This is a genomic window from Muricoccus roseus (assembly GCF_900141905.1).
In the GTDB taxonomy this organism is placed as follows: Bacteria; Pseudomonadota; Alphaproteobacteria; order Acetobacterales; family Acetobacteraceae; genus Roseomonas; species Roseomonas rosea.
Genome location: NZ_FQZF01000013.1, coordinates 54,897 through 78,057, shown reverse-complemented (window position 1 = coordinate 78,057; position 23,161 = coordinate 54,897). Strand labels below are relative to the sequence as shown.

Annotated in this window: 22 protein-coding genes, 1 tRNA gene and 2 pseudogenes; 6 read left to right on the top strand and 19 right to left on the bottom strand. The window is 68.6% G+C overall.

Annotated features, from left to right (window positions below; all coding sequences use genetic code 11):
- Positions 1 to 44 precede the first annotated feature (44 nt).
- Positions 45 to 329, top strand: a complete 285-nt coding sequence (locus tag BUB97_RS12460; protein WP_073135176.1) for a helix-turn-helix transcriptional regulator — start codon at positions 45 to 47, stop codon at positions 327 to 329.
- A 56-nt stretch (positions 330 to 385) separates the two neighbouring features.
- Here the strand turns inward: BUB97_RS12460 and BUB97_RS12455 are convergent, their stop codons facing one another.
- The 8 genes from BUB97_RS12455 to BUB97_RS12415 form a co-directional block, all read right to left on the bottom strand.
- Entirely contained in the window at positions 386 to 577 is a 192-nt protein-coding gene (locus BUB97_RS12455; RefSeq protein WP_217659656.1) for an HAD family hydrolase, read from the bottom strand.
- Entirely contained in the window at positions 574 to 1,497 is a 924-nt protein-coding gene (locus BUB97_RS12450; RefSeq protein ID WP_073135174.1) for an NAD(P)/FAD-dependent oxidoreductase, read from the bottom strand. The genes BUB97_RS12455 and BUB97_RS12450 overlap by 4 nt, the downstream gene beginning before the upstream one ends.
- Entirely contained in the window at positions 1,494 to 4,034 is a 2,541-nt protein-coding gene (locus BUB97_RS12445) for a heavy metal translocating P-type ATPase (protein ID WP_073135172.1), read from the bottom strand. Before BUB97_RS12445 ends, BUB97_RS12450 begins: the two co-directional genes overlap by 4 nt.
- Before the next feature lie 217 nt (positions 4,035 to 4,251).
- Entirely contained in the window at positions 4,252 to 4,935 is a 684-nt protein-coding gene (locus BUB97_RS12440) for a ZIP family metal transporter (RefSeq protein WP_073135293.1), read from the bottom strand.
- A 356-nt stretch (positions 4,936 to 5,291) separates the two neighbouring features.
- Positions 5,292 to 6,548 (bottom strand): tyrosine-type recombinase/integrase, encoded by a 1,257-nt coding sequence (locus tag BUB97_RS12430; protein ID WP_073135170.1) that lies wholly within the window; start codon positions 6,546 to 6,548, stop codon positions 5,292 to 5,294.
- 294 nt (positions 6,549 to 6,842) lie between these two features.
- Positions 6,843 to 8,441: a glutamine-hydrolyzing GMP synthase gene (guaA, locus tag BUB97_RS12425; protein ID WP_073135291.1), complete on the bottom strand. Its 1,599-nt coding sequence runs from the start codon at positions 8,439 to 8,441 to the stop codon at positions 6,843 to 6,845.
- Positions 8,442 to 8,471: 30 nt separating this feature from the next.
- On the bottom strand, positions 8,472 to 9,032 hold the full coding sequence (locus BUB97_RS12420; RefSeq protein WP_245818286.1) for a GNAT family N-acetyltransferase: 561 nt from the start codon (positions 9,030 to 9,032) through the stop codon (positions 8,472 to 8,474).
- Positions 9,033 to 9,060: 28 nt separating this feature from the next.
- Positions 9,061 to 10,368: an RsmB/NOP family class I SAM-dependent RNA methyltransferase gene (locus BUB97_RS12415; protein ID WP_073135166.1), complete on the bottom strand. Its 1,308-nt coding sequence runs from the start codon at positions 10,366 to 10,368 to the stop codon at positions 9,061 to 9,063.
- A gap of 176 nt (positions 10,369 to 10,544) precedes the next feature.
- Here BUB97_RS12415 and BUB97_RS12410 point away from each other — a divergent pair, with 176 nt between their 5' ends.
- Positions 10,545 to 10,889: a hypothetical protein gene (locus BUB97_RS12410; RefSeq protein ID WP_139281337.1), complete on the top strand. Its 345-nt coding sequence runs from the start codon at positions 10,545 to 10,547 to the stop codon at positions 10,887 to 10,889.
- 53 nt (positions 10,890 to 10,942) lie between these two features.
- Here the strand turns inward: BUB97_RS12410 and guaB are convergent, their stop codons facing one another.
- From guaB to BUB97_RS12395, 3 genes are all read right to left on the bottom strand, one after another.
- Positions 10,943 to 12,439 (bottom strand): IMP dehydrogenase, encoded by a 1,497-nt coding sequence (gene guaB / locus BUB97_RS12405; protein WP_073135162.1) that lies wholly within the window; start codon positions 12,437 to 12,439, stop codon positions 10,943 to 10,945.
- 125 nt (positions 12,440 to 12,564) lie between these two features.
- On the bottom strand, positions 12,565 to 13,263 hold the full coding sequence (locus BUB97_RS12400; RefSeq protein ID WP_073135160.1) for an RlmE family RNA methyltransferase: 699 nt from the start codon (positions 13,261 to 13,263) through the stop codon (positions 12,565 to 12,567).
- An 18-nt stretch (positions 13,264 to 13,281) separates the two neighbouring features.
- Complete coding sequence (locus BUB97_RS12395; RefSeq protein WP_073135158.1) at positions 13,282 to 14,352, bottom strand: Ppx/GppA phosphatase family protein; 1,071 nt, start codon at positions 14,350 to 14,352, stop codon at positions 13,282 to 13,284.
- A gap of 122 nt (positions 14,353 to 14,474) precedes the next feature.
- Between BUB97_RS12395 and BUB97_RS12390 the strand changes: the two genes are divergently transcribed.
- A tRNA-Gln gene (locus BUB97_RS12390) sits at positions 14,475 to 14,548 on the top strand.
- A 320-nt stretch (positions 14,549 to 14,868) separates the two neighbouring features.
- Positions 14,869 to 15,126, top strand: a complete 258-nt coding sequence (locus tag BUB97_RS12385; protein ID WP_073135156.1) for a hypothetical protein — start codon at positions 14,869 to 14,871, stop codon at positions 15,124 to 15,126.
- Here the strand turns inward: BUB97_RS12385 and BUB97_RS12380 are convergent.
- The 4 genes from BUB97_RS12380 to BUB97_RS12365 are packed head-to-tail and all read right to left on the bottom strand — an operon-like array spanning position 15,123 to position 18,949.
- Positions 15,123 to 16,091: a Bug family tripartite tricarboxylate transporter substrate binding protein gene (locus tag BUB97_RS12380; protein ID WP_073135154.1), complete on the bottom strand. Its 969-nt coding sequence runs from the start codon at positions 16,089 to 16,091 to the stop codon at positions 15,123 to 15,125. The genes BUB97_RS12385 and BUB97_RS12380 overlap by 4 nt on opposite strands.
- Before the next feature lie 31 nt (positions 16,092 to 16,122).
- Entirely contained in the window at positions 16,123 to 16,785 is a 663-nt protein-coding gene (locus BUB97_RS12375) for an HD domain-containing protein (RefSeq protein WP_073135152.1), read from the bottom strand.
- 9 nt (positions 16,786 to 16,794) lie between these two features.
- Positions 16,795 to 17,787 (bottom strand): Bug family tripartite tricarboxylate transporter substrate binding protein, encoded by a 993-nt coding sequence (locus BUB97_RS12370; RefSeq protein WP_073135150.1) that lies wholly within the window; start codon positions 17,785 to 17,787, stop codon positions 16,795 to 16,797.
- Positions 17,788 to 17,809: 22 nt separating this feature from the next.
- The gene (locus BUB97_RS12365; RefSeq protein ID WP_245818290.1) at positions 17,810 to 18,949 is read right to left on the bottom strand and encodes a mandelate racemase/muconate lactonizing enzyme family protein; all 1,140 of its coding nucleotides are present in this window, start codon (positions 18,947 to 18,949) and stop codon (positions 17,810 to 17,812) included.
- A gap of 112 nt (positions 18,950 to 19,061) precedes the next feature.
- On the opposite strand from BUB97_RS12365, the gene BUB97_RS12360 reads away from it, so the two are divergent.
- Positions 19,062 to 19,949: a LysR family transcriptional regulator gene (locus BUB97_RS12360; RefSeq protein WP_086062156.1), complete on the top strand. Its 888-nt coding sequence runs from the start codon at positions 19,062 to 19,064 to the stop codon at positions 19,947 to 19,949.
- 28 nt (positions 19,950 to 19,977) lie between these two features.
- Here BUB97_RS12360 and BUB97_RS12355 read toward each other — a convergent pair whose 3' ends face one another.
- A complete protein-coding gene (locus BUB97_RS12355; protein WP_175562622.1) occupies positions 19,978 to 20,562 on the bottom strand; it encodes a TetR/AcrR family transcriptional regulator in 585 nt (194 codons plus the stop codon).
- Positions 20,563 to 20,684: 122 nt separating this feature from the next.
- Between BUB97_RS12355 and BUB97_RS26895 the strand changes: the two genes are divergently transcribed.
- Positions 20,685 to 21,692 carry a saccharopine dehydrogenase gene (locus tag BUB97_RS26895; RefSeq protein WP_073135144.1) on the top strand — a complete coding sequence of 336 codons (1,008 nt, stop codon included), beginning with the start codon at positions 20,685 to 20,687 and terminating at the stop codon, positions 21,690 to 21,692.
- Between the two features lie 154 nt (positions 21,693 to 21,846).
- Here the strand turns inward: BUB97_RS26895 and BUB97_RS27470 are convergent.
- From BUB97_RS27470 to BUB97_RS12340, 3 genes and pseudogenes are all read right to left on the bottom strand, one after another.
- Positions 21,847 to 21,945, bottom strand: a pseudogene (locus tag BUB97_RS27470) (IS5/IS1182 family transposase); the annotation flags it as partial.
- Between the two features lie 161 nt (positions 21,946 to 22,106).
- A pseudogene (locus BUB97_RS27465) lies at positions 22,107 to 22,206 on the bottom strand (IS5/IS1182 family transposase); the annotation flags it as partial.
- Between the two features lie 179 nt (positions 22,207 to 22,385).
- Positions 22,386 to 23,090, bottom strand: a complete 705-nt coding sequence (locus BUB97_RS12340; protein WP_073135142.1) for a GntR family transcriptional regulator — start codon at positions 23,088 to 23,090, stop codon at positions 22,386 to 22,388.
- Between the last annotated feature and the right edge of the window lie 71 nt (positions 23,091 to 23,161).

Below are 23,161 nucleotides of genomic sequence, written 5' to 3'. Positions count from 1 at the left end.
CTATCGTTCTCAATCGCCAGCAACAGCCGCGAAGGAGATTGAGCATGGGTCAGAGTGAGCCTCTGGAGATCCGGAAGACCATCAGGCGGCACCATCTGCGCGAGATGGTGCCGCTCGCAGACAGCACGATTTACGAGATGGAGCAGCGCGGCGACTTTCCACGCCGCTTCGCGCTGTCACCGCGCTGCATTGTCTGGGATCTCGCCGAGGTTCAGGCCTGGTTGCTGGCGCGGCGTGCCAAGCCGATCCATCGCGCACAGCATCCAGACGTCACAAAGCGCAAGTGCCGGCCTGTCAAAGGGCGGGATCGAGCGCAACAACAGGCATAGCGGACGGAAGCAGCGTCGGAATATGCTTCCGGCCTTCCACCCAGGCGTCTACGATATCAGCGCATTTGTGCATCATATGACGCCTCCGAAACGACTTGGCGGGCGAACTGCGGCCACTCCCCGCCCGAGATCACCACGACATCGATCAAGGCCAACAGTGGTGCGAGCGTCGCCGCCATCTCGGGCGATAAGGGCCGCTTGCTATCCGCAAGCGTCCCGTCGAGGTCGAATACAATCAACCATTTCACGACGCGGTGCCCTTCCCGTCGCGGTTGCGGAGATCATTATGGAGGGCGGTCCCGGCGATCGCCGCGTGGCCCATCGCGACGCTGATCTGATCGAGCGACATGACGATATCGCCCGCCGCATAGACGCCGGCGACGCTCGCCCGCTGCTTGGTATCGACGACGATGCAGCGATCCTCGCTCAACTCGACGCCGAGCTGACGCGCGAGCGCGTTGTTGCTGTCCGACCCGAGTGCCGGATAAACCGTGTCGAAGTGCAACTCGCTGCCGTCGATCAGGTGGATCGCAACTCGATCGCCCGAAAAGTCCATCCGGGCCAGCGGCTTCGGTGCGATTGCGATCCCGGCCGCCGCGAGCGCCGCGCGATCGCCGGCACCAAGGTCGATCGTCTCCTGCGCAACAAGCGTGATCCGATCCGAGAATGTGCGTAGGAACAGCGCCTCGGCAACGCCGTGCGTGTTCGCGCCGATCACCCCAATCGCCAGCCCGGTCGCCTCGTAGGCGTCGCAGACCGGACAATAGCGCAGCATCCCCCGCTGCAAGGCGTCGCGGTGCGTATCGGCACCAAGCGCAGGGCGGCGATTCTCGACCCCGGTTGCGATCAGAACGGCGCGCGCGGCGATCGTCACTGTGGACCCTTGGGCTTCGAAGGCATCGGCCCTTCCAACGATCGTCTCGATCCGGTCCGTCAGGATCGTGGCACCGTAGCGTTCCGCGTGTTCGCGCATTCGCCGCAGCAGCTCGTCGCCGGCGATGCCGTCTGGAAAGCCGGCGTGGTTGTGGGAGAGCGGTATCCACATCGCCCGGCTGTGCCCTTCATCGACCACAACGACCCGACGGTGATAACGCGCCAAGTAGATCGCCGCCGTGAGACCCGCCGGTCCGCCGCCGACGATCAATGCATCGTAACGATCCGCCGTCATGCCGCCTGCTTTGCCGGATCGCGGTAGGCGAGAAGCCGCAGCGCGTTGAACACGACCAGCAGCGTCGAGCCTTCGTGCATCGCGACCGCCGGGCCGATGCCCAGGCCCAGGATCGTCGCGGGCACGAGGAACGCGACGACGCCGAGGCTGACGAACACATTCTGCCGGATGATGCCACGGGTGTGGCGGCTCAGCCCCACCGCGAACGGCAGATGCGCGAGATCGTCAGCCATAAGCGCGACGTCGGCCGTTTCCAGCGCCACGTCCGAGCCTGCAGCACCCATCGCGATGCCGACGGTCGCGCTTGCCATCGCCGGCGCATCGTTGACGCCATCACCGACCATCGCAACCTTGTCTTCGCCAGCGAGCTTCTTGATCGCAGCAACCTTGTCCTCCGGCATCAGGTTGCCCCATGCCTCGTCGAGCCCAACATCCCTGGCGATGGCGTCGGCCACCTTCTGGTGATCACCTGAGATCATGATCATCCGGGTGATGCCCATTTCGCGCAGCCGCTTGAGCGCGACCTTGGCCGCCTCACGCGGGGTGTCCATCAGCCCAATCGCGCCGATGTCCTTATCGCCCTTGCGGACCACCATCGTCGTCCGCCCGTTTTCACGCAGGGTGGCGATGGCGTCGGTCGCGGCCGCGTTCAGTGTGGGGATGCCCTCCACGCCGAACATCTCGGCCTTGCCGATCCATACCGTCTCGCCATCGACAGTTGCGGTGACGCCGCGTCCCGTCAGGCTCTTGAGATCGGTCGCTTCCGGCAGCTCCCGCCCACCCAGGCGCTCGCGGCCGTCCTTCACGATCGCCTGTGCCAGCGGGTGATCGCTCAAGCCCTCGACCGCGACGGCGAGCGCCAACAGATCCTCTTCGGTCGCGCCATCGACCGGGACGACATCGGTGATGCGTGGACGCCCTTCCGTCAGCGTACCGGTCTTGTCGAACGCGATCGCCTTCAGAGAGCCGAGATTCTCGAGCGGCGCGCCGCCTTTGACCAGTACCCCGCCGCGTGCGGCCCGCGCGACACCTGATAGAACCGCGCTGGGGGTGGCGATGGCCAGTGCACAAGGGCTGGCGGCAACCAGCACCGCCATCGCCCGGTAGAAGCTGTCGCGGAACGGCTCGTCGACGACGACCCAGGCAAACAGCAGGATAAACGACAGCGCCAGCACCACCGGCACGAAGATGCGTTCGAACCGATCGGTGAACCGCTGGGTCGGGGATTTCTGCGTCTCCGCTTCGCTCACCATCTTCACGACCTTGGCGAGCGCGCTTTCGTTGGAGCGCCGTGTCACTTCGATTTCAATCGCGCCGCCGCCGTTGATCGTCCCAGCAAAAATCCGTGACGCAGCGTCAACGGCATCGGGCTTGGCGCGCGCCGTCTCGACATCTGCGACGGGTTCCTTGTCGACCGGGATGCTCTCGCCGGTGACTGGGGCCTGGTTGATCGCGCTCGACCCCTTGATGAGGAAGCCGTCAGCGGGCAGGCGCTCGTTCGGTCGCACGATCACGACGTCGCCGACCACCAGCTCTTCGACGGGGATTTCCGAGGTCTGCCCTTCACGGCGCACCGTCGCCTTGTCGGGCGCGAGTTCGGCCAGCGCCTCGATCGCGCGCTTGGCGCGACCCATCGCATAATGCTCGAGCGCATGGCCGAGGCTGAACAGAAACAGCAGTAGCGCGCCTTCCGCAAAGGCGCCGAGCGCCGCGGCACCGGCGGCCGCGACGAGCATCAGCGTGTCGATCTCGAATTTCTTGAGCTTCAGATTGTCGATCGCCTCGCGCAGCGTGAAGAAGCCTCCGAACACATAGGCACCCACATAGAAGGCGGTCGGCAGCCAGTCGGGGGCACCCGCAACCAGCTTTTCGATCGCGAAGCCGATCGCCAGCAGCGCGCCGCAGGCGAGCGCGAAGATCAGCTCCGTATTGGGGCCAAGGAAATTGGCATGGGCGTGATCGTGGCCATCGCCCGGTCCGTGCTTTTCCGCGCCTTCGGCATGGCCGCCAGGCCCGTGATCGTGGCCGGCATGGTCGCCGGCGCCGTGATCGTGTCCAGCATGACCACCGGCCTGATTGGAGCCCGTCCGCTTGCCCGGTTTGACCTTGAGCTTGCCCAGCGCCGCGACGATCGCTGCCTCGTCGACTAGTTCCTTGTCATATTCCACGCGAACGCTGCCCGAGGCGCTGGCATCGGCCTGCAGCACGCCGGGCATCTGGCACAGGGTCTCGCCGACGGTGCGGGCGCGGCGTTCGTGGCCGATTCCTTCGACCTGCCATGTCGCATGACCGTATCGCCCGCTAATCTCGGCGCCTGCCGCCCGCACCATGTCGCGCACGCGTGACAGCGGCAGCGCTTCGCCGTCGAAATGGATGCACAGCTTTGCCGGCGTATCGCCATCGGCGGCCAGAACGTGCGCGCGCTCAACGCCGGGCTTGGCGCTCAATGTCGAAACGAGGCGGCCGACACAGGCGTCGGCCGCGTCGGGAACCTCGGGCAGCAAGACGGGAATATCCAGTTCGAACTTGTCGGTCATCACGCTGTCTCCGCCCTAGAGGGCGTCGCGTTCTGATTGCACCAGAACGGACGCTCTATGTACTTGTCTTTCCGCATAGTTTTCGAGTCTGGTGGTTCCACCAGGTCGAAACATGCTCCGATCTTGGTTTCAGCCCGCGCATCGACCAAGACGCTGTTGCTGCCCGCGATCCCGAGCGTACGCCGCTCGGCGGCAACCTTTGCCTCCGGCTGAGCCGTCATGCCATGATTTCCTCAAGCAGGAGAATCGCCAGGAAGCCGACGAAGAACATCGCGGAGATAAGCGGCGAGTCCGGCTTCTCGTGCGCTTCGACCAGCAGTTCTTCGGTGACAAGGTAGAGCAACGCCATCAGGCCGAAGCTCAAGAACCCGGTGATCCATACTGGCGGCAGCAATGCCACCGGCTGCGCGATCAGCGCACCCATCGGCACCAGCAGCGCCAACGCGCAAGTCAGGCCGATCGCCTTCGCCTTGGGATACCGGCCCGCCAGATCGATGGTAAGGGTCAGGGCCAGGAACAACACTTCCAAGGTCAGCGCGACGGCCAACAATATTCCCGCCCTCTCGCCGGCGATGAAGGCAAGGCCGAGGACCAGGCCGTCAATCGCCAGATCGAGACCGATCGCAGCAAGCAGCGCCACCGGACCCTGCCATCGGCTTTCCGCCGACTTCAGGCCGAGCATCACTGCAACGCCCAGCGCCCCGCCGATCACCGTCGCCATCGGAGAACCGCCGTGCATCACTTGGGGCAGGATCTCCGTCGCAGCGGCAGCGAACACCACGCCCGCCGCCAGATGCTGCACGACCGCGACCTGTTTCTCGCCGGGCGTGCGCCACGCCGCGAGAAACGCACCAATCATGATCGCAAACATGGGGATCAAGGAGAACTTGAGCGCGGCCACCGTCAGAGCCCTTTCATGCCGAGGCATTCGATCCTCATTTCGCTTCCTTCCGGTACAGGAGCGGCGCCTTGACCGCCTCCCCGATTTTGATTTCGTCGATAGTGAAAGTCGCGCTCATCGCGTCGCCGACAAGTTACAGCCCAAGTGCGGGCGCCGCTTGGACAATCGGCACCGCCCTTCATAGCAGAGTCATCTATCAAATAGAGCAGCGCGGCGAATTTCACGCCGCTTCGCGCTGTCACCGCGCTGCATCGTCTGGGATCTCGCCGAGGTCCACGCCTGGTTGCTGGCGCGGCGCGCGAAGCCGATCCATCGCGCACAGCATCCCGACGTCACCAAGCGCAAGTCCCACCCGGTCAAAGGGCAGGATCGAGCGCGATAGACGGCATGACTGTCGGCAGCAGCGTCGGAACATACTTCCGTCCCTCGACCCAGGCATCGACGGTGTCGGCCCATTCCTGCATCATGTGGCGACGCTGAACCTCGTATTCGGCCTTGTTGTAGACGCCGCGTGATGAACGCCCGTCCTCGTGCGCCAGGCACTTTTCGATCCAGTCGCGGTTGAAGCCCAACTCATTGAGCAGCGTCGAACCAGTGCGACGCAGGTCATGCACGGTGAAAGGCTCCAGCGGCAGCCCCTCCTTCTTGGCCTGTTCGACGACCGCGTAGGTGACCCGGTTGAAGGTCGCCCGCGACATCGGCGCATCCGCATCGTAGCGGGAAGGCAGCAGATACCGGGAATTACCGGCGCAGGTCTTGAGCGCGATCATGATGTCGAGGGTCTGCCGGCACAGGTAGACATTGTGCGGCTTCGATCGCTTCATGCGCTCCTTCGGGATCGTCCAGACGGCGTTTTCGAAATCGACTTCATCCCAGACCGCGTCCTGTAGTTCGCTCTTCCGGACCATGGTGAGGAGGTAGAGCTTCATGCCGAGCCGGATCGTCGGCAGCGTCGCGACATGCTCCAGTTGCTTGAGCATGATGCGGATCTCGGTCGGCGAAAGCGCCCGGTCCTTGGGCGTGAACGTGGCAATCGAAGCCGGACCAACGTCATCGGCCGGGTTCGCGACCTTCTCGCCGTGGAGGATGGCGAAGGCGTAGATCTGCTTCAGGATATCCCGCACATGGATGGCCGTCGCGGGCGCGCCCCGTTCCACGATCTTGGCGCAGTGGGCGCGCAGGTCATCAGGCGTGATTTCGGTCAGCAAACGGTTCTGCCAGACCGGCTTGAGTTCACGCTCGAATATGGCGCGGCGCATGGCGCGCGTGCTGTCCGCCATGGGCGCGCCCGTCAGCCACTTCTCGCCGAACTCGCCGAAGCTCTTGGCCTCCTTGATCCGGCGCTTCTCCCGCTGCTTCTCGATGGCGGGGGACCGCCCCTCGGCGATCATGCGTTTCGCGTCCAGGCACAATTCCCGCGCGCGGGCGAGCGAGATCCCATCTCGGGCGTACTTGCCGAGATGGACGGTCTCCCGCCTGCCGTTCAGCCGATAGTCGAGCCTGAACGAGATGCCGCCTGTCGGCGCGACACGCACATACATGCCGTCACGATCGGTCACCTTGTACATTTTTGCTTTTGGTTTCATGCACTTGAGTGCTGCATCCGTCAACATTCTGGGCCTCTTCGCGGAAAAGTACCGTCACGCGGCTTTTGGAGGCTTTTGACGGGAATATCTGTTTATGTTCAGCGTGTTAGGCTGAAAAAAGTACCGTCATTAGCCTCGGTCGCTATGACGGTACTTTCGATTTTCCGGATGATCAACGGGGGCAGGGTCCGTCAGCGGGCACGACAGACGCGTTTGATACCCACCGATAGCTCTCGATAGGTCTCGACTGAAATGTTTTTGTTTTTCAGGTGGTTACGTCGTATTCTGGCGTAGTTTCGGATACCCTCGGATGGGCAAAAATTATTCCCACTCGATCGTGCCCGGCGGCTTGCTTGTCACGTCATAGGTCACGCGGTTGATGCCGCGCACCTCGTTGACGATGCGGTTCGCCACGCGGGAGAGGAAGGAGACGTCGAAGGGGTACACATCGGCCGTCATGCCGTCCGTGCTCGTCACGGCACGCAGCGCGCAGGCCTGGTCATAGGTGCGGCCGTCGCCCATCACCCCCACGGTGCGCACGGGCAGCAGCACGACGAAGGCCTGCCAGATGGCGTCGTAGAGGTTGGCGTTGCGGATCTCCTCGAGGAAGATCGCGTCGGCCTTCTGCAGGATGGCGACCTTCTCCCGCGTCACCTCGCCGGGGATGCGGATCGCCAGGCCCGGCCCGGGGAAGGGATGGCGGCCCACGATGACCTCGGGCACGCCCAGCTCGCGGCCGAGGGCGCGAACCTCATCCTTGAACAGCTCACGCAGCGGCTCCACCAGCTGCATCCGCATGCCCTCGGGCAGGCCGCCGACATTGTGGTGGGACTTGATGGTGACGGAGGGCCCGCCAGTGGCGGAGACGCTCTCGATCACATCGGGGTAAAGGGTCCCCTGCGCCAGGAAGTCGGCGCCGCCGAGCTTCGCCTGCTCCTCCTCGAACACCTCGATGAACAGGCGCCCGATGGTCTTGCGCTTCACCTCGGGATCCGTCACCCCGGCCAGGGCGCCGAGGAACAGGTCGCTCGCGTCCCGATGGATGAGCTTGATGTTGAAGCGGTCCCGGAAGGTCGAGACCACCTGCTCCGTCTCGCCGCCGCGCATCAGCCCGTGATCCACATAGATGCAGGTGAGCTGGTCGCCGATCGCCTCATGCAGCAGCACGGCGGCGACGGAGGAATCGACGCCCCCCGAGAGGCCGCACACCACCTTGCCCTTGCCGACCTTGGCGCGGATCCGCTCAATCTCCTCGTGCCGGAAGGCGCCCATGGTCCAGTCGCCCTTAGCCCCGCAGATCCGGCGGACGAAGTTCTTCAGCAGCGCATGGCCGTGCGGCGTGTGGACCACCTCCGGATGGAACTGCACGCCGTAGAAGTGGCGCGCGTCGTCCGCGATGGCGGCGAAGGGCGCGCCCTCGGAGGTGGCGACGGCGCGAAAACCCGGCGGCAGGGCGGTCACGCGGTCGCCATGGCTCATCCAGACCTGCTCGCGCGCGCCCTTGTCCCACACGCCCTGGAACAGCTCGCAATCCTCAGCCACCACCACATGGGCGCGGCCGAACTCCCGGTGGTCGCTCCCCTCCACCTGGCCGCCGAGCTGAGCGCACATGGTCTGCTGGCCGTAGCAGATGCCGAGGACGGGCAGGCCCATGCCGAACACGGCCTGGGGCGCGCGGGGGCTCTCGCCCTCGGTCACGGAGGCAGGACCGCCGGAGAGGATGATGCCCATAGGGTCGAAGGCGCGGATCCGCGCCTCATCGGCGGTGAAGGGCCAGATCTCGCAATAGACGCCCTCCTCGCGCAGGCGGCGGGCGATGAGCTGCGTCACCTGGCTTCCGAAATCCAGGATGAGCAGGCGCTGGTGGCGCTCGCTGCCGGGGAGGTTGGCGTAGGGGGCGGGGGGAGTCGTGTCGGCCATGGCGGCCATCACCACAGAATCCCGTCCGCTTCAACCCTCCCCTCGCGCATCCCCTTCCCGTGTGGCGGCCGTCGCATCCAGAAGGAGGGTGATGGGGTTCCAGAGCACCGCCGTCTGCTCCACCGTCCGGCCGCCGACGCAGATCGCCTCACGCCCCACCGCCCGGCCGCCCAGGCGCCGGTAGAACCAGCCCGCGCCATTGGCCGAGAGAACCCAGAGCATGGCGGAGGCGCAGCCAATGGCCGAGAGATGCGCGGCCGATGCCCGCATTAGGCGGCGGCCCACCCCTTGGTCGCGCCAGTCCGGCAGGAGATAGAGGGTTTCGATCTCGCCCGCCGCGATCCCCTCGCGCCGGGCCGGGCCGGCCGAGGCGAAGCCGACCATGCGGCCGTCCGGGGCGCAGGCGACGAAGACCGCCTCCCCGCCCCGCCGGGCGAGCATGGCGCGAAGATAGCCGGCCGCGATCCGCCTCTCGTCCAGCCCGGCCAGATAGGCGTCGGGCAGGATCCCGGGATAGGTATCCTGCCAGGCGATGCGATGCACGGCGCCGATGGCTGGCGCATCCTCCGGCCGGGCCCGACGCACCTGCACCACTGCCGCGCCCGCCGGGCCGGGGGGCTCAGGACCGGCGTCGCAGCACGGCGGCGAAGAAACCGTCCGTGCCGTGGCTGTGTGGAGCGAGGGCCATATGCGCCCCCTCCCCCGGCGGCGTGCCGTCCATGCCCGCCTCGGCCCAGGCCTGGGCGAGAGGGACGGCTTCGAAGTCGGCATGCGTGTCGAGGAAGTCGCGCACCTGCTCTTCATCCTCACCCGGTAGCACCGAACAGGTAGCGTAGATCAGCTTCCCGCCCGGGCGCACCAGGGACGCCGCCTTATCGAGAATGGCGCGCTGTTTCGTGATGAGTTCGGCGTAATCTTCGCCTGTGGTGCGCAGGCGTGCGTCCGGGTTCCGCCTCCAGGTGCCCGTGCCCGTGCAGGGCGCGTCCACCAACACGCGGTCGTAATTGCCGGCCCGGCGCTTCACCCAGCGGTCGCCGGCCTCCAGCAGATGCGTCTCGGCATTGTCCACCCCGGCGCGCCGCAGGCGCTTGGCCGCCCCGGTCAGGCGCGGGGCGGAGACGTCCAGCGCGGCAATGCGACCGCGATTGGCCATGGTGGCCGCCATGGCCAGGGTCTTCCCGGCCGCGCCGGCGCAGTAATCAGCCACCTTCATCCCGGGCCGGGCATCGGCCAGCAGCGCGATGAGCTGGCTGCCCTCATCCTGGATCTCCACCAGCCCGTCCTGGAACGCGCGGGTGTTAAGGATCGGGCGCCGGTCCGCCACGCGCAGCCCCCAGGGAGAGAAGGCCGTGGGCTCGGTGGCGATGCCTTCCGCGGCCAGGGCCTTGGCTGCGGCTTCGCGGGTGGTCCGGAGAAGATTCACGCGTAGGTCGAGCGGCGCACCGGTCTCCATGGCCGCGGCCGCCTGCGGCAGCGCTTCCCCGAAGCGGGAGCGCAGCCCGTCCATGGCCCAGCCCGGCAGGTTGAGCCGGGTGGCCTCATCCATCTCGGGATGGATGAGGGGCTGCCCCTCCAGCTGCGCCAGCACCCGCCGCTCCTCCGGGGTCAGGCGCGGCTCGGCATAGCCCTCCCCGCTGAAGGCGGCATCGACACCGGGAAGGCGCCCTCCTTCGACCAGGAGCATGTGCGCGGCGAGGAGGAGGCGGGCGGTCGGCCGGGCGCCGGCGCGGGCGAGATGCCAGTCCAGGCGCAGGCGTTCCCGCACCACGGTCCAGGCGCGTTCGGAGACGGCGCGCCGGTCGCCGCCGCCGATGTAGCGGCGGGCACGGAAGAAATCATTCGCCACCGCATCGGCCGGGCGGCGCGGGGCCGCTTCCAGCTCGGCCAGGAGCGATACGGCGGCGGCAAGGCGGGCAAGCGGGGTCATGGCGGGGAACCGGGCGATCGGGCGCGGGGCGCTGGCGCCGCGTCGCAAGGATTTGGAATGGACATGGATGCTAGATCGGCGGGACGCGGCCCGGCCGCAAGCGGCACGGCGCTGGGCAGCCCCTCGGCAGGGTCGCTGCCCGTGATAGGGTCGTTGCGTTCAGGAAAGAGGTCCCCTTGATGATTCGTGCCTGGTCGATTCCCCTGCTCGCCCTGGGCCTGGCCGGCTGCGCCCAATGGGAACGCCCGGGCGCGACGCCGCAGATGCGGGACGCGGCCCTGGCGCGCTGCGAGGCCGGTGCCTTCCAGGCCGCGCCGCCCGCCAACATGACGGTGATGACCGACCGGGGCGGATGGGTGCCAGGCTCCCGCGAATGCAAGGGCGAGGGCGCGAACCGGCGCTGCCGCGAGACCGAGGGCTATTACCGCCGCCCGAGCTACGGCACCCGCGACCAGAACGAGCCGATGCGCGAGGCCTTCGTGGAGGATTGCATGCGCCGGGATGGCTGGGTGCTGAAGTAAAGGCCAGCCGCGATTGGCCGGCACGGGCCCGGGCGGGCCCGCGCCGCCGGCGGTCAGCCCTCCTGCCGGTAGTTCGGCGCCTCGCGCGTGATGGCCACGTCATGCACATGGCTCTCCCGCAGCCCGGCGCCGGTGATGCGGCGGAAGCGGCAGTTCGACTGCATGTCGCCAATGGTGCCGTTGCCGGTATAGCCCATGGCCGATTTCAGCCCGCCGACCAGCTGGTGGATGACGTTGCCAACCGGGCCCTTATAGCCGATCCGGCCCTCGATCCCCTCCGGCACCAGCTTCAGGCTGTCCTGAACATCGGCCTGAAAGTACCGGTCGGCCGAGCCGCGCGCCATGGCGCCGAGGCTGCCCATGCCGCGATAGGACTTGTAGGAACGGCCCTGGTAGAGGAACACCTCGCCCGGCGCCTCGTCCGTGCCGGCGAAGAGGCTGCCCATCATCACGCAATCCGCGCCGGCCGCGATGGCCTTGGCGATGTCGCCGGAGGTGCGGATGCCGCCATCGGCGATGGCCGGCACGCCCTGCTCCTTCGCCGCGGCGGCGCATTCCATCACGGCCGTCAGCTGCGGAACGCCCACGCCCGCCACGATGCGGGTGGTACAGATGGAGCCCGGCCCGATCCCGATCTTCACCCCATCGGCGCCCGCCTCGATCAGCGCCTGCACAGCCTCGGGCGTCGCCACGTTGCCGGCGATGATCTGCACGGAGTTGGAGAGGCGCTTGATCACCTCCACCGACTTCAGCACGCCGGCCGAATGCCCATGAGCCGTGTCCACCACGATGATGTCCACATCGGCGGCGACCAGCGCCTCGGCCCGGCGGCGCCCGTCCTCGCCCGTGCCGGTCGCGGCGGCGACGCGGAGGCGGCCCATCGCATCCTTCACGGCGTTCGGGTTGGCCTGGGCCTTATCCATGTCCTTGACGGTGATCAGGCCGACGCAGCGGAACTTCTCGTCCACCACCAGCAGCTTCTCGATCCGGTGCTTGTGCAGCAGGGAACGGGCCCGGTCCGGGGTGACGTCGGTGGGAACGGTGACGAGGTTCTCCCGCGTCATCAGCTCATAGACACGCTGGTTCGGGTCGGTCGCGAAGCGCACGTCGCGCGAGGTGACGATGCCGACCAGGCGCCCGGTCTCCGGCTCCACCACGGGGATGCCGGAGATGCGGTGCTGGTCCTGCAGGGCGCGGACATCGGCCAGCGTCTGGTCGGGCTGGATCGTGACGGGGTTCACCACCATGCCGCTCTCGAACTTCTTCACCCGGCGGACCTGGGCGGCCTGCTCCTCGATCGAGAGGTTCTTGTGGACCACGCCGATGCCGCCCGCCTGGGCCATGGCGATGGCCATGGGCCCCTCGGTGACGGTGTCCATCGCGGCGGCGACGAGGGGGATGTTCAGCCCGATCTCGCGGGTGATGCGGGTGCGGGTGTCGGCCTGGTGCGGCAGGATCTGGGAGAAGCCGGGGACGAGCAGAACGTCGTCGAACGCATAGGCCTCCTCGAACCGGGCGAGGAAGCGAGGCGGGGTGGTGTCGGGTGCCATTGAGCGGGGGCCTCTCGGGACGGGGCGGCGCTGCCTTGGCGATCCCTCCTACGCCCCTTCAGCCCCGCGCCGCAAGATCGGGCGCATGACGGTGACGAGACACTGCCCCCCGCCCGGGGCGTGAGTCACGGCCCCGTGTTGCCCTGCGGGCCGCCCCGGAAGCCCTGGGCCACCACATACATCTCGGAGCTGTCCTTCCGGCTGGCCGGGGGCTTGGCGTGCCGGACCGTGGCATAGTCCCGCTTCAACGCCGCCAGCAGCTCCCGCTCCGTCCCGCCCTGGAAGACCTTCGCCACGAAGGCTCCGCCGGGGGAGAGGACGTTGTGGGCGAAGTTCGTCGCCAGCTCCACCAGGGCGAGGATGCGCAGGTGGTCGGTGGCGTTATGGCCCGTGGTGTTGGGCGCGATGTCGGACATGACGAGGTCTGCCGGGCCATCCAGTGCCTCCAGCACGGCCTGCTCGGCCGATTCCTCGTTGAAGTCGCCCTGCAGGACGATGGCGCCCGAGATCGGGTCCATCGGCAGGATGTCCAGCGCGACGACCTTGCCCCGCTCGCCCGCGCGCTTCACCGCCACCTGCGTCCAGCCGCCCGGGGCGGCGCCGAGATCCACGATGCGCTGGTTCGGGCGGAAGAGCTTGAACCGCTCGTCCAGCTCGATGATCTTGAAGGCAGCCCGGGAGCGCCAACCCTGGGCCTTGGCGGCCCGCACATAGGGGTCGTTCAGCTGGCGTTCGAGCCATTTCTGGCTGGCGGTGGTGCGGCCCTTGGCGGTGCGCAGCCGGGTGGAAAGGCTGCGCTCGCCCGTGTTGCGGGATTCGGTCACGGAGTCGGTCCTAAAGGTTCAGTTGCCGCGGCGGCCGCGGCGGCGCTCCCGCATCGCCCGCAGCAGCAGGCCTTCGCGCAGGCCACGGTCGCAGACGGTGATGCCGGCAGCCGGCCAGACCTGGCGGATGGCGGCGTAGATGGCGCAGCCCGGCAGGACGAAATCAACCCGCTCCGGCCCGATGCAGGGATGCGCGGCGAGCCCGTCCCGCCCCATGCAGCGCAGCGCCTCCAGCGCGCGGTCGGCGCAGGCCATCTCCAGGTCGTGCCCGTCCACCACCGCCCGGCTGTAGCGCGGCAGGCCGAGCGCGATGCCGGCCAGGGTGGTGACGGTGCCCGAGGTGCCCATCAGCCGCACGCCCCCGGCCCGCATCTCCTGCCGGATGCAGTGGACGGCATCGAAGGCCTCGAACTTCGCGGCCACCTCCTGCACGACCCGGTCGAACCCGTCCGCCCCGAAGCAGGCGGCGCCGTCCCGCTCCACCAGCGTGACGACGCCGAGCGGGACGGAGATCGTGCCGATCAGCCGGGGCCGATCCGGGTCGTCCGTGCGAATCCAGGCGATTTCGGTCGAGCCGCCGCCGATATCGAAGAGGAGGGCGCGCCGGTCCTGCGGCCGGAGTAGCGGCGCGCAGGATTCCATGGCGAGCTCCGCCTCCTCGCGGGCCGGGATGACACGGATCGGGGCACCCAGGGCCTTCTGGGCCCGTTGCATGAAGCGGGGCCCGTTGGTGGCGCGGCGGCAGGCCTCGGTCGCCACGGCATGGATGGCCAGGACGGGGCGGCGGGCCAGTTTCTGGCCGCAGGCTTCCAGCGCGGCCTCGGCCCGGTCCATCGCAGCATCCGACAGCGCGCCGGTGGAGCTGAGCCCCTCGCCGAGCCGGATGATGCGGCTGAAGCTGTCCAGCACGCGGAAGCCCGCGGGGCCGGAGGGGCTTGCGACCAGCAGGCGGCAGTTGTTCGTGCCCAGGTCCAGCGCGGCGAAGAGCGGGGCCCCCGAAGGGGCCGCTGCGTAGGGGATGCTGGGCGGCGCCGGGGGGGGCTCCCCCCGCCTGCCACCCGGCGGCTGGGAAGCGTTCCGGGTCTGCATGGCACTGTAAATTCGATGATCCGCCTGGAGATGGGGTGGAGCAAGCCCTTATTCCACTAGGCCTGTCACAAGCCGGGTTGCAGGGTGCTCCGCACCGGGCTATAGGGCCGGGCGCCTGCCGTTGGGGAATAGTTTAACGGTAGAACTCCCGACTCTGACTCGGGCAGTCTTGGTTCGAATCCAGGTTCCCCAGCCAACCCTCCAGCGGGGTCTGGCAGGTCAGCAGCATAGCCTCTGACATCCAGTTCTTTTAGGCGCCGATCGGGCCTTGGCCGGGTGCTGCATAAGCCCGTCACCGGCCGACTTGGCAGCCGGCGGGTTCGCGGCGCCGCTCCCTCCCCGCCCTTTCCCGGCACGAGGTGACGCGGAACAAGCTCGAGACGGTCGAACCCCTTCTCCGCGCCGCCCAGGGTAGCACTGGACTGAGGTCAGCTGACATACGGGGGCGCCGCGCTGTCCCCGCTACGGCGATGACCGTCGCTCCTCGAGGCCTTCCGGAAGGTCAGGAGAGCTAATGTGGCCTGGACGGCCAGGGCCGAGCGGGATGTCGATGCCACCATCCGCCTCTCCACGGAGTTCTTCGGCGACATTCCGCTTCGCGAGATCGCGCGCGAGATGGTCCGCAAGTTCCGGAGCCACCAACTCCACGTCTGCTCGGAATGGGGTCAGGCGGCAGAGTACGCCGACTCCACCGATCCCAAGGACAAGCAAAAGATGCGTGCCGGCGAGGCGCCGAGGATCTCCCGCAGCCGGCCCCGACCAACCGGGCTTTAGTCCACCTGGATACCGGCCTCATGCACCAGCGTGCCCCACCTCGTCACCTCCCCCCGCACCATGGCGTCCCCGGCCGCGGCGTCGGACGAGCCGGGTTCCAGGCCCACGCCGCGAAGCCGCGCCTGGATCGCGTCCGTGCCGAGAATGGCGGCGACCTCCTGACGAAGCCGCTCAAGCGGTGCGGCCGGCGTGCCCGCACGCGCCGACAGGGCATGCCAGACGGTGAACCGGAAACCCGGGACGCCCGCTTCCGCGACCGTGGGCAGGTCTGGGCTGCCGGGTGAGCGCTGTTCCCCGGTGGTGGCCAGGGCGCGCAGCCGGCCGGACTGGACCTGCGCCAGGACTTCCGAAGGGCCGGCAAACATGAAGTCCAGCGTGCCGGCCACGAGGTCGGTCACGGCCGGGCCGCCGCCGCGATAGGGAACGTGCTGCGCGCTGATTCCGGTCATCTTCGAGAGCAGGACGACGGTGACGTGGGAAGGCGAGCCCACGCCGGGGGAGCCGTAGCTCAGCCCGCCCGGCCTGGCGCGGGCGAGGTCGAGCAGCCCCTTCAGGTTCCGGACCGGGCTGGCCTGTGGCACCACGAGCACGGAGGAGGAGGTGGCGGGAACCGCGACGGTCGTGAAGTCGCGCAGCGTGCTGTAGCCGGGGCTGCGCATGATGGCCGGCGTGATCGCGTGGGTGCCGATGTGGCCTTGCACCAAGGTGTATCCGTCGGCGGGGGACTGGGCCACGGCTGCCATCCCGATCGCGCCGTTGGCCCCACCGCGGTTCTCCACCACCACCGGCTGGCCCAGCCGTGTCTGCAGCTCCGTCCCGATCAGCCGCGCGATCAGGTCGGAACTGCCGCCTGGCGCGAAAGGCACGATGATGCGGACCGGCCGGTCCGGCCATTCGGCGCGGGCCGGACCCGCGGCCAGCAAGGCCGGGAGGAACAGGGCGGTGCGGCGGCGGACCGATCTCATGTCGGCTTCCTTTCGTGGAGGTCGGGACAGGTCAGCCGCGAAGCGGGCGGGGCACGATCTTCCGGGCCTCGAGAATGGCATCGCTCGAAGGCTGCAGCAGCCCGCAGCCGCCGGCGATCGACCACCAGAGATGGTCCGCCCGCTGCACGATGAGGCATTCCAGGCTGCGGATCAGGTGCTCCCCCTCGAAGGAATGGGCGAGGGCGATATGCGCCAGCTCCTCGGGCAACCCGGCCGCGATGCAGAGATGCGCCCCATAGACGGGATGCCGAAGGGAGGGCAGGCCCGTGGCCGAGGGATCGCCGGCCCAGCGCGCGCGGTTGGCGGCGTCGAACTCCCAGGGCTTGCCCACGTCGTGCGTCAGTCCGCCAGCGATCACGAGGTCCCGGTTGATCCGCACCGCGGGGTCCATGGCCGCGAACTCGTCAGCGATGGAAAGGGCGATGCGGGTCACGCCGCGCAGATGCGTGGCCTGGTCACCGCGCTTCAGGGCGAACTGGCGGGGGTTGGACTCACCCGGGATGTCGGAGACGCGGGCGAAGCTGCTCTCGGCCAGGGCAAGGCACCAGACCTCCACGCATTTGCGTCGCAGCTCCTCGTTCCCGATTTGCGCCAGCTCCGGAAGGTCCTCCATGACCTCGGCGCGCATGGCGTGGGTGATCGCCCGAGCTTGGCGGCGGTCGAGGAAGTTCATGGCGCGTCCCTATTCCAGCACGATGCTCAGGTCGCGCGTGACGCTCCCCCATTTGGTGATCTCGGAATCGATGAAGCGGGCGTAGTCGGCGGAGGAGCCTCCGCCGGGGATGTAGCCGCTGGCCGCGAAGCGTTCCCGGAGCTGCGGGTCCTGCAGCGTCCTGGCTGCCACCTCATGCAGGCGCGCCACGATGTCGGGCGGCGTGCCGGCGGGCACCGAGAGGCCGAGCCATCCGGTCGCTGCGAAGCCGGGGAAGCCGCTCTCGGCCACGGTCGGTGCATCGGGGTAGAGCGCGCTCCTCGCCTCGCTCGTCACGGCCAGCACGCGCAGGCGGCCGGCGCGCACATGCGGCAGGGGAATGTCCACGTTGATCATCACCACCGGCACCTGCCCCGCGATCACGTCCGTGATGGCCGGCGCCGCGCCGCGATAGGGAACGTGCAGCATCTCGACCCCGGCGGCGCGCATCAGCATGGCCATGGCGAGGTGGCCGGAGGAGCCGCTGCCCGGGCTGGCGAAGGTGATGCCCCCCGGCTTCTCCTTCGCCATGCGGATCAGATCTGCCAGACTGCGGGCGGGGAAGCTGTCCGCCACGACCAGGGCGTTCGGCAGTAGCGCGAGCTGCGCGACATGGGTGAAGGCGGTGCGGGAGTCATAGGGCATGTTCCGGTACAGCCCGTGGTTCATCGCGTTCTGGCCGTTGCCGGAAACGAGCACGGTGTAGCCGTCCGGCGCCGCACGGGCGACCTGCGCCGCGCCGATGTTGCCGTTGGCGCCGGGCCGGTTGTCCACCACGAAGGGCTGGCCCATCTCCCGCGACAGGGGTTGCGCCACCATCCGCGCGACCACGTCATTGCTGCCGCCCGGCGGGAAGGGAACGACGAGGGTTACGGGCCGCTCCGGCCAAGCGGCGCGCGCCGCCCGGGGCAGGGCAAGGGCGGGCAGGGCAAGGGCGGGCAAGGCCAGGGCGCCGAGGGCGGAGCGGCGGGTCAGCATCTGCATATCGTCTCCTCCGTTGGGGCATTCAGGCGGCGAGGCGCCAGGTCTCGCCGGTCCAGGGCGCCAGCCGCTCCCCTTGCAGGTCCAGCCCGGTGCCCGGCGCGTCGGGCACAAGCATCGTGCCGTCCGCCTCCACCGGCAGCGCCCCCGCGATTTCCAGCAGCGGGTTGGCGGAGGCGTCGTACTCGATCCAGGGGTACTCGCCCCGCGCGCCCCGGCGCGGGGTGACGAGCGCCGCGGCCTGGAGCGCCGCGCGCATATTCACCACCGTCCCGAAGACATGCGGCATGACCGGGATGTCGTAGGCGGCGGCGAGCGCTGCGACGCGGAGGAAACCCGTATAGCCGCCGCAGACCGTGAGATCCGGCTGCAGCACGGACATCGCGCCCGCGGCCAGGAAGTCCCGGAAGGCCGCAGGGCTGGCCAGCGCCTCCCCACCCGCGATCGCGACCGGCACGGCGGCGGAGATCGCGGCATAGCCCGCCACGTCCTCCGGCTGCACCGGCTCCTCCATCCAGAGGAGGCCCGCCTCCTCCATGCGGCGCGCGGACTCGATCGCCGCGCGGGCGGTGTAGCCCTGGTTGATGTCCACCATGATCGAGACATCCGGCCCGACCTGCCGGCGCACCGCCATCGCCATGGCCCCGTCCGCCCGGGGCGAGACGCCGGCGCGCGGCTTCAGGGCACGGAAGTTGCGGCGGAGGATGGAGTCGATCTCGGCCTCGTAATGGCCATAGGGCTCGGCGGCGTCGGTCGTGATGAAGGGTGCGCTGGCATAGGCGGGAAGCCGCGTGCGCAGCGCGCCGCCGAGCGCCTCCGCCACGCTGACGCCGCGGTCCTGCGCGGCCAGGTCGTGCAGCGCCATGTCCACGGCCGAAATCGCCATCATCCCCGGCCCCCGACGGTCATAGCCGAGTGTGCCGAGCATCCGGTCGTAGAGGCGGCCGTGGTGGTGCGGCGAGGCACCGAGGACGATGGGTGCGAGCCGCGTGCGGACCAGGGCGGCCGCGGCCGCGGGCGAGGCGAAGACCTCCCCCCAGCCCCGCGCGCCGGTATCGGCCACCAGCTCCAGCAGCAGGAAGTCCCGCCGGCGGATCATGCGCGACGCGTTGCCGATGGGGGGCGCGGGCGCGAAGCCCAGCAGGTAGGCGCGGATCTCCACCACCTTCAACGCGACGTTCCTCCATTCCAGGCCAGGCTCTCAGCGGCCCGAAGGCGCAGTTTGTCGCGCCGGGAATGATGTGCGCAAATGCCGATCTGCGCATGGATCATGTCTGATGGTTATGACCTTCGACATCAGAGAGATGGAGGTTTTCCGCCGCGTGATGGAGCTCGGCAGCGTCACCGCTGCCGCGGCAGCGATGAACATCTCCCAGCCCGCCGTCACGCGGATGCTGCAGAAGGCCGAGGCGCGGCTCGGCTTCGCGCTCTTCGTGCGGGAGCGCCGGCGGCTGCGCCCGACGCCGGAGGCGCAGATCATGTTTCCCGGCACACTCGGCGCCTTCACCGCGATCGAGCTGGTGCAGCGCCTGGCCGGGGAATTGCGGGAGGGGCGGGCCGGCATCCTGGCGGTCGCCGCCATCCCCTCGCTCGCGGCGTCCATCCTGCCGGCCGCCATTCGCCGCTTCCGCGAGAAGCGGCCGGAGAGCGCGGTCACTCTCCAGACCTTCAGCGCCCACGAGATCATCCAGCGTATCGCGTCGCACCAGGACGATCTGGGCTTCATCATAGGCCCCGTGGGTCACGAGGCCCTGGTCGTGCAGGACCTCCAGAGCACGGGCCTGGCCTGCGTCATGCCGCCCGGTCATCCACTGGCGGGCCGGCGTAGCATCGGGCCCGAGGCCCTGGCCGATCACCCGCTCATCTGCCCCAGCCGCAATCTGGTCCTGAGTGAGCAGTTGGCCCGCGCCTTTGCCGACAGGAACATCCCCTTCCGCATCGCCGTCGAGGTTTCCCACACCCATGCGGCATGCGCCCTGGTCCGGGCCGGGGTCGGGATCGCGCTGATGGATGGCTTCGGGCTGATGGGCGCGCGGGCCGAGGATCTGGTCAGCCGGCCCTTCCGGCCTACCCTCCTCAGCACCGCACGCCTGCTCACGGCGCGCCTGCGCCCGGCGTCGAGGCTCGCGCAGGATTTCATCGGCGCATTGGGAGAGACGCCGTGAAGCGCGGGCCCCAGGCGGGATGACCCGGTCAACGTGGAGGTGAGCGCAGGCCACCCTGGATCAACGACGCGAGGACACCGGCGGCTTCGGACTCGTTGAACTTGCCGCGCACCAGAGCGGCTGAGAGCGCCTCGCCTGCGCCGACAAGGCCGATGCAGCGCCGCTCCAGCTCGGCGGCCACCAAGGTGCTGTGTGGCTTCAACACCGACACGAACATCTGTACGGAGTTGTCGAGAAGCTCCTGGAAGACCTGGGCTTTCTCCTCGCTGCCTGCCAGGGCGGCGCCCACCGCGTGGAATTCGTCGGTCTTGTCGGCGGAGCAGTGGATGTAGGCGGCCGCCAGGACCCTCGCGCATTCCTCCAGGCTCCGCTCACCAACGGTCATCGCCTCCCGAAACGCGTTCACCCGCTCCACATCGATCCACCGGTAGAGCTCGATCAGCAGGCCCGACCGCGTGCCGAAGTGATCATAGGCCACTGGCTTGGAGACGCCGGCGCGGGCAGCCAAGTGCCCCAGGGTCAGCCGATCCGCGCCCTCCTCCCGCACGATAACGAGGGCCGTATCGAGCAACTGGCGCCGTCGCTCGGCCTTCGAGAGCCTGCGCGGCGCCATCGGACCGCCCTCCTCCTGCGCGTTGCCTTTCACGTCCCCGCCCGCCTTGAAACCTACCAATGGTAGCCACGTTAGGATACCTACCAAAGGTAGGCAATAACTCGAGGCAAGGAGGCCTAGCAATGTCATTCGCTCCCATCCTGCTCATGGGCGGCTCCGGCGCCATCGGGCGCTGGACTTCACGGTTCCTGCGCGCCGCCCACCCCGATCTGCCGTTGCTGATCGGCGGCCGCGACCTCACCAAGGCCCAGGAAGCCGCGGCCCAGATCGGCAGTGCGGAAGGCGCCGCGCTTGAGCTGGCCGCCGCCGACCTCGGCCTCGGCGGCCGCCCCGTCAGCGCCGTCGCCGTGCTGTTCTCAGACGAGAGCCTCGCCGGGCTCCGGTTCGCGCAGTCCAGCGGGGTCCCACACCTCAGCATCTCGTCCGGTGTCTACGAGATCGCTCCCGAGATCGCGGCCTTCATGCACAGGCCGGACGCCGCGCCGCTCGTCCTCGGCTACGAATGGCTCGTCGGCGCCACGACGGTTCCCACGCTCGAGTTTGCCAAGGCTTTCAGGCGGGTCGACGACATTGTCATCGGTGCGTTGGTCGATGAGCAAGATACCGGCGGCCCGGCGGTGGCCGAGGACTTCGAGCGGCTCAACCGGATGTTGCCGGCGGCGCTGACGCGCCGCGACGGCCGCTACATCTGGCGCACCGGCGAGGACTGCAAAACCGCGTTCCATGCCGTCGACGGCACCATGATGGAGGCATCCGGCTTCTCGTCCATCGACGTCGTTGGCCTGGCGACGGCGACCGGCGCGCCCAGGGTACAGTTCAACATCGCGACTGGCGTCAGCTCCAGCCGCCGTCGCGGCGAGCCGATGTCGACCGAGATCGTCATTGAACTCGCCGGGCAGGATCATGCGGGGCGGGCGCTCCGGACCCGCCATGCGGTCGTGCATCGTGGCGGTGCGGCGCCGCTGACCGGGCTCGGAGTGGCGATGATCCTCGAACGTCTCCTCGGGCTCGACGGCCACCCGGCGACGCCGGCTGGCCTCTACTTCCCCTACCAGCTGCTACATCCCGCGGCTTACTTCCCGCGCCTCGAGCAGACCGGCGGCGAGATCCTGACGCTGGAGACACGGTGATGCATAGGGGCCGGCTTCCGCTCGATGTGGCCGAGAGCGGCATTCGGGTGAATGCATCCACTCCTGGCCGAGGGGGGCGCAGCTCGCCTTGCCCTTGGTTCTGTCGACACTTGTCCGAGCCGCAGGACGTTGGCGGCAAGGGTGACGACGGCGGGTAGTTCCTGGCGAGCTTGTCGAAGCGAGTGGCGATGCGTCGGAAGTGCTTGAGCTTGGTGGAGAAGCGCTCGACCAGGTTACGCTCGCGGTAGAGCTCGGGCGGGACGGAGCGCTGCACATTGCGGTCCCGCTGGGTCGAGATGCGCGCCTGCCGCCACGGGCAGCGACGAGGTCGAGGACGGCGGTGGCACCACAGCCGCGGTCAGCGACCAGTTCGCGCCCTGGCGCGATGCGCGACCAGGTCAGGCACGGCCGCCTCGTCGCAAGCCTCGCCAGGGACGACGGAGAGCGCGACCGGCAGCCCAGCCCCGTCGACTAGGGCGTTGGCCTTGGTGCTCAGTCCCCCGCGAGACCGACCTGTGAGCTCTCTGACGCGCTTCGCGCGGCAAGCGAGGCGGCGTCCCCGCCCGGGGCGCGGCTCATCCCGTTCATTGGCTTCTCCTTTGGCAGGGCCAGCTTCCCCGGTCGGCATGACCAGCCTGCCTTGAATCTGGACCGGCCGCAAACCATTGATATTTTTCGTCTATTGAATGACTCTCAAACCTGTGGCCGGTCGGCGCCTACTTCCGAAGATGATGGCTCCTGGTCCAACTGCCTGAGCAGCCAGGTGATGCGATGCTGCTGGGCTGAGCGGAGGTGCTCCCGCATCGCCGCCTCCGCCGCTGCGCCGTTCCGTTGGCTCAGCGCCTCCAGCAACGCTCCGTGCTCCTTGTGTGATTGCTGGGCGCGACCAGGGTCGCCCAGCATGGTGGGCAGCAGGGCCATGGTGTCGGTGAGCTGGGCGAGGGCCCGCAGGAGATAGCGGTTGTGCGCGGCGCGGTGGAGCAGTGCGTGCAGGCGCAGGTTGATGGCCGAGAGCTCGGCAGGGCGCTCCAGGGCCGCGGCCTCTTCCGCCACGAGCCGCGCGAGAGCCTCCAGCTCCGCCTCGCTCGCGTGCTGTGCCGCGAAGCGCGCGGCCGTGCCCTCCAGCACCTCGCGCAGGGCGTAGAGTTCGATCACCTGCTGGTGGTCGGGGCGGCTCACGACGATGCCCCTGCGCGGCTCGTGGCTCACCAACCCCTCCGTCTCCAGCCGGGTCAGGGCCTGCCGCACCGGGGTGCGGGAGATGCCGAGCCGCGTCACGAGGTCCGCTTCGGTCAGCCGCAGGCCCGGAGGCAGGCTGCCGTCGCGGATGGCGGCCTTCACGCGCTCATAGGCGTCGCGCCCCAGGTCGGGCGCGGGGGTACGGGGGGGCAGCTTCATAGCCAATGGATAACGGGACTGCCCCCGGACCGCCAGACGGCTGGACAATAGCGTGTCCCACCGGATACGAA

What these genes read in the sequence shown, in the direction of transcription:
- BUB97_RS12430 (WP_073135170.1), bottom strand. Translation starts at nt 6,548, where the DNA reads ATGTTGACGGATGCAGCACTCAAGTGCATGAAACCAAAAGCAAAAATG.
- guaA (WP_073135291.1), bottom strand. Translation starts at nt 8,441, where the DNA reads ATGGCCGACACGACTCCCCCCGCCCCCTACGCCAACCTCCCCGGCAGC.
- BUB97_RS12370 (WP_073135150.1), bottom strand. Translation starts at nt 17,787, where the DNA reads ATGCAGATGCTGACCCGCCGCTCCGCCCTCGGCGCCCTGGCCTTGCCC.
- BUB97_RS12450 (WP_073135174.1), bottom strand. Translation starts at nt 1,497, where the DNA reads ATGACGGCGGATCGTTACGATGCATTGATCGTCGGCGGCGGACCGGCG.
- BUB97_RS12360 (WP_086062156.1), top strand. Translation starts at nt 19,062, where the DNA reads ATGGTTATGACCTTCGACATCAGAGAGATGGAGGTTTTCCGCCGCGTG.
- BUB97_RS12380 (WP_073135154.1), bottom strand. Translation starts at nt 16,091, where the DNA reads ATGAGATCGGTCCGCCGCCGCACCGCCCTGTTCCTCCCGGCCTTGCTG.
- BUB97_RS12395 (WP_073135158.1), bottom strand. Translation starts at nt 14,352, where the DNA reads ATGCAGACCCGGAACGCTTCCCAGCCGCCGGGTGGCAGGCGGGGGGAG.
- BUB97_RS12445 (WP_073135172.1), bottom strand. Translation starts at nt 4,034, where the DNA reads ATGACCGACAAGTTCGAACTGGATATTCCCGTCTTGCTGCCCGAGGTT.
- BUB97_RS12415 (WP_073135166.1), bottom strand. Translation starts at nt 10,368, where the DNA reads ATGACCCCGCTTGCCCGCCTTGCCGCCGCCGTATCGCTCCTGGCCGAG.
- BUB97_RS12375 (WP_073135152.1), bottom strand. Translation starts at nt 16,785, where the DNA reads ATGAACTTCCTCGACCGCCGCCAAGCTCGGGCGATCACCCACGCCATG.
- BUB97_RS12460 (WP_073135176.1), top strand. Translation starts at nt 45, where the DNA reads ATGGGTCAGAGTGAGCCTCTGGAGATCCGGAAGACCATCAGGCGGCAC.
- BUB97_RS12340 (WP_073135142.1), bottom strand. Translation starts at nt 23,090, where the DNA reads ATGAAGCTGCCCCCCCGTACCCCCGCGCCCGACCTGGGGCGCGACGCC.
- BUB97_RS26895 (WP_073135144.1), top strand. Translation starts at nt 20,685, where the DNA reads ATGTCATTCGCTCCCATCCTGCTCATGGGCGGCTCCGGCGCCATCGGG.
- guaB (WP_073135162.1), bottom strand. Translation starts at nt 12,439, where the DNA reads ATGGCACCCGACACCACCCCGCCTCGCTTCCTCGCCCGGTTCGAGGAG.
- BUB97_RS12355 (WP_175562622.1), bottom strand. Translation starts at nt 20,562, where the DNA reads ATGGCGCCGCGCAGGCTCTCGAAGGCCGAGCGACGGCGCCAGTTGCTC.